Genomic DNA, 12,432 nt, shown 5'->3' with positions numbered 1-12,432 from the left:
CGCGATCAGCGCAACTGCCAATCAAGTGCCGCCCCCAAAGGGCGGCATTTTGCTTTTGCGGTCAGGGATGCGGTGGGCAATCAGTCTAGCGCGAGGCTATCGCCGCCGGAAAATCTGGGAGTTCCGGACCGACAGGATGCGGCACGTCCGCCGCCGAGGCCTTGCCCAGCAGGTAGATGCCGATGCCGGCGGTGATGAGGAGCTGCATCAGGAATTTCATGGTCGAAGGCGAATGGCCCGTTGCCCGTGGCGTTGCCGACCAGCTTCCGCGGCAGACGATAATGTCGCGTCAACGTCGCACCCTGCACGACGGCAAATGTTGAACCATGCTTTCCCGATGGTTGACGGCAAGGTTTCAGAGCCTCCTCATCCGCCCTTTTGCGGACCATCTTGCCAAGCCGGCGAAACAGGAAGAAGCTGCCATTTACGGACGGTTTGGCACGCGTCCGTACCCAGGCGGTCCCAGCCGCAGTCCCGAAATAAGGGGGCTGCGGAATTGGACAACACAGAACATAATATGAACATTCTGGAGGTCAGCCATGTCAACCACATCTGGAAGAGCTGTCTCGGGCAGAGCGTCGGGCCCTCGTTGCGTTGCCATCGTGGGCCCTCATGGAAGCGGCAAGACCACGCTTCTCGAGGCCATACTGGAACGGACGGGGGCAATAGCGAAGGCGGGCAGCGTGGCTGCCGGCACCAGCGTAGGTGACAAATCCAAGGAAGCACGCGCCCATGGCATGGGCGTCGAAGTCAACATCACCGAAGCGCAGTTTCTGGGGGAGAGCTATACATTTCTCGATTGCCCGGGATCGGTTGAGTTCAATTTCGAAATGGACCCGATCCTGCCTGTCGTCGACGTCGCCATTGTGGTGTGCGAGGCGGACGACAAGAAGATTCCCGCCCTTCAGCTGACGTTGAAGCGGCTCGAGGCACTGAACGTGCCGCACATCCTGTTCCTCAACAAGATCGACAAGGCCGACGCCTCCCTGCGCGACACGCTGAGCCTGATGCAGGCGGCCTCGTCCGTGCCCATGGTGCTGCGCCAGATCCCGATCTGGAAGGACGGCGCCGCTATCGGCACCATCGATCTGGCGCTCGAGCGGGCGCTGGTCTACCAGCCGCATGCCGAAAGCAAGGTGATCGCGATTCCGAGCGAGCTGGCCGCCGAAGAAGTCTCGGCGCGCTACGAAATGCTCGAACGCGTGGCCGACTATGACGACCATCTGATGGAGGAACTGCTCACCGACGTGGCGCCGCCGCGCGACGAAGTGTTCGACGATCTCGCCCGCGAGATGCGCGACGGCCTGATCATGCCGGTGTTCATCGGTTCGGCCGAACGCGGCAACGGCATCACCCGGCTCCTGAAGGCCCTGCGCCATGAAGCTGGCGGCATCGACGAGACCCGGGCACGCCTCGGCCTCAAGGCCAATGGCGACGCGGTGGTGCAGGTGGTCAAGACCATCCAAACCTCCCATGCCGGCAAGCTATCCGTCGCCCGCGTGCTCTCGGGCAAGCTGACCGACGGCATCGCCGTCATCGCGGACAGCGGTGCAACCGGTCGCGTCTCCGGCCTCTATGCGCTCGGGGCAAAGGATCTCGTCAAGATCGCCGACGCGGGCCCCGGCGCCACGGTCGGCCTCGGCAAGGTCGAGCCGGCGCAGACGGGTTCGACGCTCTCCACCGGCAAGGCCGCGCCGGCGGCACTGGCACCGCTCGATCCGCCCAAGCCGGTGATGAGCCTGGTGGTGGCCCCCAAGGACGCCAAGGACGACGTGAAGCTGTCCACGTCGCTCGCCCGCCTCGCCGAGGAAGACCCGTCGCTGATCATCGTGCAGGACGGCGACATGGCGGAAACGCGCCTCGAAGGGCAGGGAGAGATGCACGTGCGCGTCATCCTCGAACGCCTGCTGGCGCGCTACGGCGTGGCCGTCGTCACCTCCGAGCCGGGCATTCCCTACAAGGAAACCATCCGCAGCTCGACCAGCGTGCGCGGCCGCCACAAGAAGCAGTCCGGCGGTCACGGCCAGTTCGGCGACGTGGTGCTGACCATCGAGCCGCAGGATCGCGAGATTGGATTCACCTTCGCGGAGACCGTCACGGGCGGTGCCGTTCCGCGCAATTTCTTCAGTGCCATCGAGGAGGGGATCGTCGAAAGCCTGAAGGCCGGCGCCCTTGGCTTCCCACTCGTGGGGGTCAAGGTGACGCTGACCGACGGCTCCTATCACACCGTCGACAGTTCGGACCAAGCCTTCAAGACCGCCGCCGGCATCGGCATGCGGGAAGGCTTGCCCAAGTGCTCGCCGGCGCTGCTGGAGCCCATCCTGAAGGTGCGCTTCTTCAGCCCGAGCGAGGCCACCGCGCGCGTCAACCAGATCGTCACCGGTCGCCGCGGCCAGTTGCTCGGCTTCGACGGACGTGAGGGCTGGCCGGGTTGGGACGTGACGGAAGCCCTGATCCCGCAGTCGGAAATGGGCATGCTGATCGTCGAACTCCGCTCCGCCTCCGCCGGCGTCGGCTCCTTCGAAGCCAGCTTCGACCACCTGCAGGAACTGAGCGGCCCGCTCGCCCAGAAAGTGGCCGAGAAGAAGAAGGCCGAAGCGGCGTAACCGCATCAGACAACCGTGAAGGGCGCCCTTGCGGCGCCCTTCGACTGTCCGGCACACCAATGTCAGTAGGCTCCGTCAGTGTTTCTGCACGAAGCTCGCCGTGAAGGACGCCTCACACGCCTCCTGGCCGATCTGGCCACTGGGGTTCTTGATCGTCCCCTCGAGATAGACCGTCGGCGTTGTCGACGTCAGCGTACTCATCGCCGGGACCGACTTGGTGATCTTGAGATAGACCGGGGCGTCGGACGCAGGCGTGGTGACGTAGACGGTGTCGCCGTAGCCGACCCGGACGTAGCTTGAGCCGAACAGCTTGTTGTCGAGGCGGTAGGCCTTGGCGTCGTAGTTGTCGAGGATCGACAGGCTCGACCCCGAGGTGACGTTGGCCTTGAACGGCTTGAAGCGGCTCGGGAAGATCGAGCCGGAAGCCGGCCCGTCGGTGCAGTTCGCGTTGACCGTCGTGAACTGAAGCGCACCGACGAACTTCGCCGTCTTGCCAGCCGCTGACGTCGGCGTTGCCAGAAAAGCCGCAACGATGGTGAAACTCAGGAAAACGCCAATCCTCATGGTCCGATCTCCATTCGGCGTCCGTCTTGCCGATGATCGGAGCATGGCGGGCAACTCCCTCGCGGCCCCTCGGCGGTAAAACCGGAGTCGCGGGGTGAAATATCAATGAAATAAGAGACTTGACTGGACATCCCAGCTAGATGCCCAGTCAGGATCACCTAAGGAATCGTCATATTCCCGGAGGAGCGACAGGTCAAGGAACGGGTGCCAACGCTCAGAATCCGCAAAGAGCTCAGCGGACGACTCAGCCGTCGCGGGCGTCTGCGCACACTGACCTCGGCTCCTTCGAAGCCAGCTTCAACAACATGCAGGAACTGAGCGTCCCGCTGGTCGAGAAGGTGGCGGAGAAGAAGAAAGCCGAAGCCGAGTGACGACCACTTGAGGTTCGTATGGCGACGAATCCCTATCCCGTTGAGGGAAAGGATGGATACATGGCATCCGGGTGAAGGGGGGACGGCTCGACGTTAAGCGTTGGCACCAACACCCCTCATCCGCCCTACCGGGCACCTTCTCCCACAAGGGGAGAAGGCTTTGGCGGCATTTAGTTGTCACAGTCGGTGAGCCACGTTCCCCGCGTCAAACGCCACGGCCGTCAGCAGGCGATAGCTGAGGCGGCCGGAGAGTACGCCGGGATCATCAGCTAGAATGGCGTCCGCCTCCGCGGGTGTCGCCACCGTCAGGATGCCGTAGCCCAAGAGGTCGGTGCCGTCCATGAAGGCGCTGACGTGGGACAGCGTGCCGTCGCGCATCAGCGTGAACATGTTGCGGGCGTGTTCCCATTGCATCGGCGCCGTGGCTGGATCGTCATGGGCGGGGCCGCGCGTCAGCACGAAGGCGATGGCCGGTTTGGCACTGCCGAGCTGGGCCTGCATTGTCGCATCATCCACCGGAGCGTCTTTCGCTCGCGCGACCGGTGCCTGCAAACCAAGCCGATTGCCCTCGCTGTCGAGGAACAAAACCACCTCGCCGGCTTCGTCGGACAGGAAGGTCTTCGGCATCAGGATCGTCGCACCGAGTTGCGTGAGGCGGACAGCAAGTTCGTCTATGCGCCCGCTGGCGTCGAGATAGATCACCGGGCCGGCGGGAGAAGGATCGTAGCCTTCGCCCTTCACAAGGGCGCCCGCATTGAAGCGATCCTGCGTGCCGAACATGGCGTAACGGAAGGGGCCGAAGTCGAATTCCGTCAGCTCAGCGCCGGTCAGTGCTTCATAGAAGCGGCGGGCGCGCGCCATGTCGGTGACCGGGATTTCGATCCAGTTGCTGAGGTGATGCATTGTTGTCTCCGTATGCGAGAGGGCCAATGCGCGCAACCTGCCTCATCCTTCCCGGTCCGTATTGGACAAATGGGAACTGCCGGTCGCCTCCCGCGTCCGGTAGAAGATACGACCGAACTCGTTGTCCATCTCGGCAAAGCGCCTGGGCGAGGTCCCGGTGAACTGCTTGAAATGGCGGATGAAATGCGACTGGTCGTAGAAGAGATCCAGCGCATCGTCGCGCAACAGGCTGGCCGACTTGTGCTGGCTGAAGGCGCGATAGAGCCGTTCGAAGGCGAGGATGGAGTTGAGGCGCTTGGGCGCCAGTCCCACGTCGCGCTGAAACACGGCGGCGATGTAGCGGCGCGAATAGCCGAGCCGGCGTTCGAGATCGGCGACATCAAGGCGGTAGCCGCTCTCGCCCATCAGCCGCAAGGCTTCGTCCGCGAGGCGGGCAGGGCCGGTCTCCAGCGCGCGGAAGCGCTCGAGCAGAAAGCCGATGGCCGCCCTGACCGCATCACCGCAAGTCTCCGCCGCCATCACGCGCCGCCTGAGCCTGTCGCCCAGCGCCCCGAGCACATCGCCGATCGGCAGGATCTTCTGATTGAGATCGGACATATCACCGGCCACGAAGCGGCTGAGACCATTCGGCTTGAACTCGATGCCGATGGACACCGTGGCCGCCGGTGATGACGAAATGACGGTCGGCGCATCCCAAAGGCCGATCAGCACCGCGTCGCCCTCGTCATGCACCTGCCGAAGACCGGACGCTTCCGCCATCAGACCGTTGCGCCAGGGTATGATCAGCTTCGGCCGACCGTTCGGCACCACGACGCGCGCATCCCCCGGCGGCAGCCCCCGCTCGCTCTCGAAGACCCACATCTGATGGATCCACGGCGCAATCTCAGGCGGCAGGGCGATGGGCGTCAGACGCATGCATCCGTCCGTTGTCAGGGGGCGACACGGGACAGGAAAGCACGGGAGTGGCAGCTTGGGAAGATGGGGGAGCCGGTGGCACGCCCCCTTGCTCCTCAATGCGTCAGCAGCCCCTCGGCGCGGAACACGTTCCGAACCTCTTCCGTCAGTTCGGCGGACGGCGGCTGGGTGTCTTTCAGCTTGTAGGGGCGGCCGCAGTCGTCCCACTTGAACTCGCCCATCTTGTGGAAAGGCAGCACGTCGACGCGTTCCACATTGCCGAGGCCGGCAGCGAAGCGGGCGAGTTCGGAGATCTCGTCCATCTTGTCGGTAAGGCCGGGTACCAGCACGTAGCGCAGCCAGATCGGCTTGCCCATGGCGGCGAGGCGGCGGGCGAAATCCAGCGTCGGCTTCAGCTTGACGCCGGTGACCTCGTGATAGGTGGCCTCCGAGAAGGCCTTGATGTCCAGGAGCACCAGATCGATGTCGGCCAGGATGTCGTCGCCGATATGGTGGCCGAGATAGCCCGAGGTATCGATGGCCGTGTGCAGACCCATGGCCTTGGAGCCATGCAGCACTTCGCGCAGGAAGTCGGGCTGCACCATGGGCTCGCCGCCCGAAATGGTCACGCCGCCATGAGCGCGCTTGAGAAAGGCCGAATAGCTGGCGATCTCGGCAAGAGCCTCGCGGCTGGTGGTTTCCTTGCCCTGGCGCGTGTGCCAAGTGTCGGGGTTGTGGCAATACTGGCAGCGCAAGGGGCAGCCCGAGACGAACAGCACGAAGCGCACGCCGGGGCCATCGACCGCGCCGCCCGCCTCGCTCGAATGCACGAAGCCGCGCACCACCGGCCGCACCTCCCGCACGGGGCGGGAGGGCTGGGGAACCTCGCGAAGCTGGGCGTTAGTTGAGTCCATGGAAGGTCCTCGAGATCACGTCGAGCTGCTGCTCGCGGGTCAGCTTGATGAAGTTCACCGCATAACCGGACACCCGGATGGTGAGCTGCGGATAGAGCTCGGGATGATCCATGGCGTGCAGCAGCGTCTCGCGGTCGAAGACGTTGACGTTGATATGGTGGCCGTTGCCCTGGAAGTAGCCCGACAGCAGGCCGATCAGGTTCTCGACGCGGTCTTCATCGGTCGCCCCGAGTGCCGACGGTACGATGGTGAAGGTGTAGGAGATGCCGTCCTGCGCATGGGCATAGGGCAGCTTCGACACCGAGGCCATGGAGGCCATGGCGCCCTTCACGTCGCGCCCGTGCATCGGGTTGGCACCCGGCGCGAAGGGTTGACCGGCCTTGCGACCGTCCGGCGTGGAGCCAGTCTTCTTGCCATAGACCACGTTGGAGGTGATCGTCAGGATCGACTGGGTCGCCACCGAACCGCGATAGGTCTTCTGCTTGCGCAGCTGGTTCATGAAGGTCTCGGTCAGCCAGACGGCGATGTCATCGACCCGATCGTCATTGTTGCCGAAGGCGGGATAGCTGCCCTCGATCTCGAAGTCGGTGGCCAGACCGCGAGCATCGCGGATCACCTTGACCTTGGCATATTTGATGGCGCTGAGGCTGTCGGCGGCCACCGACAGGCCGGCGATGCCACAGGCCATGGTGCGCAGGATGTCGCGGTCGTGCAGCGCCATTTCCAGCCGCTCATACATATACTTGTCGTGCATGTAGTGGATGGCGTTGAGCGCATTGACATAGACGCGGGCGAGCCAGCCCATCATCGGGATCAGCTTGGCCTTGACGTCCTCGAAGTCGAGCACGTCGCCGGTCACCGGCGCCATGGTCATGCCGACCTGCTCGCCGGAGATCTCGTCGCGGCCACCATTGATGGCATAGAGCAGCGTCTTGGCCAGATTGGCGCGGGCACCGAAGAACTGCATCTGCTTGCCGATGCGCATGGCCGACACGCAGCAGGCGATGCCGTAGTCGTCGCCCCAATATGGCCGCATCAGGTCGTCGCTCTCATACTGGATCGACGAGGTGCGGATCGAGGTCAGCGCGCAGAATTCCTTGAAGCCCTTGGGCAGTTGCTCGGACCACAGCACCGTGAGGTTCGGTTCCGGCGCCGGCCCCAGCGTTTCCAGCGTGTGCAGGAAGCGGAAGGACGACTTGGTCACCAGCGTGCGGCCGTCGTGGGCCATGCCGCCGATCACCTCGGTCACCCAGGTCGGGTCGCCGGAGAACAGCTGGTCATACTCGGGCGTGCGCAGGAAGCGGACGATGCGCAGCTTCATGACGAAATGGTCGATCAGCTCCTGCGCCTCGGCTTCCGAAAGCGTGCCCTCGGCGATGTCGCGGGCGATGTAGATGTCGAGGAAGGACGACACGCGGCCGATCGACATGGCCGCGCCATTGGCTTCCTTCACCGCACCGAGATAGGCGAGGTAGACCCACTGGATCGCCTCGCGGGCATTCTCGGCCGGGCGGGAGAGATCGAAGCCATAGGTCTTGCCCATGACAACCAGTTCCTTCAGTGCGCGGATCTGGTCGGCGATCTCCTCGCGAGCCCGGAGCACGGTTTCGTCGATCTGGTCGAGTTCATAGCTCGCCGCCTGCGCCTTCTTGTCAGCGATCAGGCGATTGACGCCGTAGAGCGCCACGCGGCGATAGTCGCCGATGATGCGGCCGCGGCCATAGGCATCGGGCAGGCCGGTGATGATGCCGGACTTGCGGCACTTGAGCGCTTCCGGCGTGTAGACGTCGAAGACGCCGTCATTATGCGTCTTGCGGATGGCCGGGAACACCTTGTCGAAATAGTCCTCGCCCTTGAAGCCATAGGCCTCAAGACCGCTCTTGACCATGCGATAGCCACCGAAGGGCATGATGGCGCGCTTGAGCGGCGCATCCGTCTGCAGGCCGACCACCTGCTCGAGTTCGCGGTCGATATAGCCGGGGCCATGGGTGGCGATGGACGACACGTGGCTGGCGTCGACGTCGAGCACGCCGCCGTTGTCGCGCTCGGCCTTCAACAGGTCCTTGAGCTTGCCCCAGAGCGCCTCCGTGCGCCCGGTCACCGGGGCGAGGAAGGCGGCGTCGCCCACATAGGGGGTGACATTGGCGATGATGAAGTCGCGGACGGCGACCTCGCGCGTCCAGTTGCCGGCAGCGAAGTCGCGCCAGGCATTGCTGTTATCGGCTTCGACGGCTTCGGAGGTGACGTGCATGTTCATGATATTGGCTCCCTTGCTATCGCAACCGACCCTTGCAGGCCTTGTTTTCGCTGAGCATCACATAACACATATTACTTACGGGTTGTTGAGTTTTCAGCTCAACTTGACGCTCATGACTCTGAGATCTATTACCTGAGCCACAGAGTAAAGTAAGCACATATACGGAGCCTCATTTTCGATATTCTTTAAATCGGTATGGCGCACGAATATTTCTTGCGCATTTTTCAATTTTTGAGTGTGAGCGCATCTTCAGAACCCGGCGGCCGGAGCGCCTGGAGCTCGACCGCATCGCCCGGTACAGGCTGCACCCTTTGAGGGCAGACGTTCCAAGCATCTGTTTTGATGGCTTTTTCCTGCGAAAGGCGAGCGCAGCGCCCCAAGGAAAGGACACGAAAGCCCGCACATCGCACGTCCAAGATTCGCGCAATGGTTTATCATGCAAAATCTGGAGAAGTTTTTCTCACGCATGGCCAGCCGCGTTCTCGATGCCAGCCATGCGGAGAGAGCATATCATCACGCACGCGGAATCGTGCTGACCCCGAGGCTTCGGCGGTAGATGATCCAGTAGATCACCCCCACCAGTCCGGCCCCGCCGACGATATTGCCGAGCGTTGCCGGCACGATGTTGTGCAGCATGTTGCCGAGGGTAAACACGGACGGATCCACGCCCTCGGGCAGGTGGCCCGTTTGCGCCAGCGCCCAGGCATAGGGCAGGAAGAACATGTTGGCGATGCAATGCTCGAAGCCGGCGGCAATGAAGGCCGAAACGGGCAGGGCCATGCCCAGGATCTTGTCGGTTACCGATCGCCCGGCATAAGAGAGCCAGACGGCCAGGCAGACGAGAATGTTGCAGAGCACGGCCTTGAAGAAGATGGTCAGGGCGTCAGGTGCCATCTTGGCGGCGGCGAGCCGGATCACCGCGTCTCCCACCGCGCCATTGTTGAGGCTGGCGGTATGGGCGAGCAGCAGCAGGGCCATCAGTCCGACCGCTCCCACGAGATTGCCGGTCCAGATGATCACCCAGTTGCGCAGCACCTCGCTTGTGCGCAAGAGCCGGCTGGCCCAGGCCATCACCAGCAGGCAGTTGCCGGTGAACAGCTCCGCGCCGGCGATCATCACGATGGCGAGCCCCAGCGTGAACACCAGACCGCCGAGCACGCGCTGCACGGCAAAGCCGAGCGAGGCGTCCGACAGCACGATCGCGAAGAACATGCCGCCAAAGCCGATCGAACCGCCGGCGACGATGGCCAGCATGAAGCTCGCCGTCCAGGGCATGCGCGCCTTCTTCACGCCCAGCTGCTCCACCTTGTTCTGGATCTCGGCCGGGGCATAGGCATCGGAGCCAAATATTTCATAGGTCTGGTGCTTGTCCTGCGCAGTCATTGAATCATCGGGCTCCTGTGGTTGTCGCGATCTTGGCACATTTCATGTGCTTGAAGATCAAGTTTCCCTCATCCCCGCCTGTGACGCGTTGATACATGGCAAAGAACAGGGAAAGGAAGAGCCGCAATTCTTTTGCCAAGCGCCATCGCCCGAACCTCGCCCCGTGTGGGGCGAGGCCCGCGCTCGATCTTCTCGGCTGCAAAGAGATGAAACCGAAAAGGCAGTCGCCACGCATGCCGGCGACAGTTACGCCGGCCCTCGTTGCACCAAGCGCCAATGCCCAACCCTCGCCCCTTGTGGGAGAGGGTGACGACGAAGTCGCCGGGTGAGGGGTGCCAGCTCGACCTTGATCGTTGGCACTTTCACCCCTCATCCGCCCTGCCGGGCACCTTCTTCCACAAGGGGAGAAGGAGGCTCCGAGCGCTTCTCCTTCACCTTTCCGCTTGTCATGGTCCGTGAAGACGGACCATCCACGCAGTCACGCGAACAAAGTCCGAAGGCCCGCTTCTTTCGGAGAGTGTTGCGGATGCGGCCATCTACATCTTTGCTCTGACTGCATGGATGGTCCGCCTCCGCGGACCATGACGGCGTTGGGGGAAGACGGGGCGCCCCCACCCCATCCATTCCGCCCGCCATCCCCTCGAAAAATCTTATCCGCGCTCCCCCCTCCCGCCCTTACACTTCCCCTCATCCGCGGCCGGCGGGGAGGTGTCAGGATCCAGCACCGAGCATCTGGCCGGGGACCGGTCCCGCGCCTGCCGACTGGTGGCAGTCCCGGGCGAGCCTGACCTCGGTACCACTGCCCCGCACACGCATGCTCCGAAAAAGTTGCAGACTTTTTCGACAAGAGCATGCGCGCAAAAAGAGGAGCGCGATTGCTGGTCGGTCCCGTTTCGGGACCGGCAAGCGCGCGGACGGGGTGCCCTGAAGCAGGAGGGCGATAGGGGTGTCGGGTGGGTCCAGAGCGACGGAGGCGGCACTGATGGCGATGAGTCACGCAGCCCGTCCTTTCGTAACCGGGACCGCCTGGCTCCGGCCGATGGGCCACTGTCTTTCCCCGCGCGCCCTCGGGCGTTGCGGCAGACGGAGGCTCGGGAGGTGTCCCCTCGGGGATGCTGACCAAAGCCGGGACAGCCCTGAAGACGTACCGTTTAAAATCGGGGGCGCGAGCTCTCGGACAGGCTTCGTACACACCGGGCGGGAGCGCGGGCGACCGCTATCCTACTCCAAACCTTACCGCGGCCCCGCCGCGCTCCCGTCCCCGCATTGCGTGGGGAGATGATGAAGGTGAAGCTCCGGAGGCCTCGGCCTTGCGGAGGTGACGGTGTTTGTGGGACGCAGAATTCCGGTGACTGCTTGCTCAATTCACGCGCGGCGCGTGGCGGTATTTCTCAGGTCTTTCAATGAATTGGGCTAGCTGTCACCAGGCAATTCGTCCTCGCCTGGACTCCCACCCCGAATTGCCTGGTGACAGCTATCCGAATTCACCCTGACCGCGCGTGCGAGCCTCCCGAGCACCAGAGGTGAATTCGAAAAGCAGTCACCGCAATTCTTCGCGGCCGTCAGCAGTGATACCCCTCTCTCCCACTCGGCCGCGACGGTCAAACATTTGAATGCCGACAGCCCTCACCGCCGGAGCACTGCCTATGCTGCTTTTGTTCGTTCGGCGAAATCAGCACCATGCAGTCGATCGGGCAAACGTCCCTCAAAAAACAAAAGCCCCGCCAGGGACGGTGGCGGGGCTGGAGAGTTTGTCGAGATCTCCGCCTTGTGCCGGCGGAGTTTCAATTGCGTCGATCAGAGCGTCTTTGCAATCGCCACAGCCGTATCGGCCATGCGGTTGGAGAAGCCCCACTCGTTGTCGTACCAGGTGAGGATGCGCACCATGGTGCCGTCCATGACCTTGGTCTGGTCGAGGTGGAAGATCGACGAATGCGGGTCGTGGTTGAAGTCCGACGACACGTTCGGCTGGTCGGTATAGCCCAGGATGCCCTTGAGCGGACCGGAGGTGGCGGCAGCCTTGATGGCGGCGTTGACTTCTTCGACCGTCGTGGCGCGCTTGGCGGTGAAGACCAGATCCACCACCGACACATTCGGGGTCGGCACGCGGATGGCGACGCCGTCGAGCTTGCCCTTGAGCTCGGGCAGGACGAGGCCGACGGCCTTGGCAGCACCGGTCGAGGTCGGGATCATCGACAGGGCGGCAGCACGGGCGCGGTAGAGGTCCTTGTGCAGCGTGTCGAGCGTCGGCTGGTCGCCGGTGTAGCTGTGGATCGTCGTCATGAAGCCCTTCTCGATGCCGATGGCATTGTTGAGGACCTGGGCGACGGGCGACAGGCAGTTGGTGGTGCACGAGGCGTTCGACAGGACGATGTGGTCCTTGGTGATCTTGTCGTCGTTGACGCCGAAGACGACCGTCAGGTCGGCGCCGTCAGCGGGGGCCGAAACCAGCACGCGCTTGGCACCGGCCTGCAGATGCAGCGAGGCCTTGTCCTTGGACGTGAAGATGCCCGTGCATTCCAGGGCGACGTCGACGCCAA

Annotated in this window: 10 protein-coding genes; 2 read left to right on the top strand and 8 right to left on the bottom strand. The window is 63.4% G+C overall.

The annotated features are described in order from the left end of the window. Positions 1-85: 85 nt before the first annotated feature. Entirely contained in the window at positions 86-208 is a 123-nt protein-coding gene (locus L2I41_RS21505) for a hypothetical protein (RefSeq protein WP_255720366.1), read from the bottom strand. 331 nt (positions 209-539) lie between these two features. On the opposite strand from L2I41_RS21505, the gene L2I41_RS20225 reads away from it, so the two are divergent. Next, complete coding sequence (locus L2I41_RS20225) at positions 540-2,606, top strand: elongation factor G (RefSeq protein WP_237155437.1); 2,067 nt, start codon at positions 540-542, stop codon at positions 2,604-2,606. 75 nt (positions 2,607-2,681) lie between these two features. Here the strand turns inward: L2I41_RS20225 and L2I41_RS20220 are convergent, their stop codons facing one another. Continuing rightward, positions 2,682-3,170 (bottom strand): hypothetical protein, encoded by a 489-nt coding sequence (locus L2I41_RS20220; RefSeq protein ID WP_237155436.1) that lies wholly within the window; start codon positions 3,168-3,170, stop codon positions 2,682-2,684. A 140-nt stretch (positions 3,171-3,310) separates the two neighbouring features. On the opposite strand from L2I41_RS20220, the gene L2I41_RS20215 reads away from it, so the two are divergent. After that, positions 3,311-3,541, top strand: a complete 231-nt coding sequence (locus L2I41_RS20215) for a hypothetical protein (RefSeq protein WP_237155435.1) — start codon at positions 3,311-3,313, stop codon at positions 3,539-3,541. Between the two features lie 177 nt (positions 3,542-3,718). On the opposite strand, the gene L2I41_RS20210 is transcribed toward L2I41_RS20215, so the two are convergent. From L2I41_RS20210 to L2I41_RS20185, 6 genes are all read right to left on the bottom strand, one after another. Next, positions 3,719-4,444, bottom strand: coding sequence for a VOC family protein (locus L2I41_RS20210; RefSeq protein ID WP_237155433.1), 726 nt, complete (start codon positions 4,442-4,444; stop codon positions 3,719-3,721). Positions 4,445-4,486: 42 nt separating this feature from the next. Further along, positions 4,487-5,359 (bottom strand): DUF6597 domain-containing transcriptional factor, encoded by an 873-nt coding sequence (locus tag L2I41_RS20205; RefSeq protein ID WP_237155432.1) that lies wholly within the window; start codon positions 5,357-5,359, stop codon positions 4,487-4,489. Between the two features lie 95 nt (positions 5,360-5,454). Then, positions 5,455-6,252 carry a pyruvate formate-lyase-activating protein gene (pflA, locus tag L2I41_RS20200; RefSeq protein ID WP_237155431.1) on the bottom strand — a complete coding sequence of 266 codons (798 nt, stop codon included), beginning with the start codon at positions 6,250-6,252 and terminating at the stop codon, positions 5,455-5,457. Further along, positions 6,239-8,509, bottom strand: coding sequence for a formate C-acetyltransferase (pflB, locus tag L2I41_RS20195; protein ID WP_237155429.1), 2,271 nt, complete (start codon positions 8,507-8,509; stop codon positions 6,239-6,241). The genes pflA and pflB overlap by 14 nt, the downstream gene beginning before the upstream one ends. A 513-nt stretch (positions 8,510-9,022) precedes the next feature. Continuing rightward, complete coding sequence (locus tag L2I41_RS20190) at positions 9,023-9,892, bottom strand: formate/nitrite transporter family protein (protein WP_237155427.1); 870 nt, start codon at positions 9,890-9,892, stop codon at positions 9,023-9,025. A gap of 1,797 nt (positions 9,893-11,689) precedes the next feature. Further along, on the bottom strand, positions 11,690-12,432 hold a 743-nt coding region (locus L2I41_RS20185), incomplete at its 5' end, for a type I glyceraldehyde-3-phosphate dehydrogenase (protein ID WP_237155425.1).

The organism is Oryzibacter oryziterrae (assembly GCF_021864535.1).
Classification (GTDB): Bacteria; Pseudomonadota; Alphaproteobacteria; order Rhizobiales; family Pleomorphomonadaceae; genus Pleomorphomonas; species Pleomorphomonas oryziterrae.
The sequence above is the reverse complement of the archived record's forward strand: the minus strand, read 5'-3'. Positions and strand labels throughout refer to the sequence as shown.

Coding starts and splice junctions, on each gene's coding strand:
- L2I41_RS20210 (WP_237155433.1), bottom strand. CDS start 4,444: ATGCATCACCTCAGCAACTGGATCGAAATCCCGGTCACCGACATGGCG.
- L2I41_RS20220 (WP_237155436.1), bottom strand. CDS start 3,170: ATGAGGATTGGCGTTTTCCTGAGTTTCACCATCGTTGCGGCTTTTCTG.
- L2I41_RS20190 (WP_237155427.1), bottom strand. CDS start 9,892: ATGACTGCGCAGGACAAGCACCAGACCTATGAAATATTTGGCTCCGAT.
- L2I41_RS20215 (WP_237155435.1), top strand. CDS start 3,311: ATGCCCAGTCAGGATCACCTAAGGAATCGTCATATTCCCGGAGGAGCG.
- L2I41_RS20205 (WP_237155432.1), bottom strand. CDS start 5,359: ATGCGTCTGACGCCCATCGCCCTGCCGCCTGAGATTGCGCCGTGGATC.
- pflB (WP_237155429.1), bottom strand. CDS start 8,509: ATGAACATGCACGTCACCTCCGAAGCCGTCGAAGCCGATAACAGCAAT.
- L2I41_RS20225 (WP_237155437.1), top strand. CDS start 540: ATGTCAACCACATCTGGAAGAGCTGTCTCGGGCAGAGCGTCGGGCCCT.
- pflA (WP_237155431.1), bottom strand. CDS start 6,252: ATGGACTCAACTAACGCCCAGCTTCGCGAGGTTCCCCAGCCCTCCCGC.
- L2I41_RS21505 (WP_255720366.1), bottom strand. CDS start 208: ATGCAGCTCCTCATCACCGCCGGCATCGGCATCTACCTGCTGGGCAAG.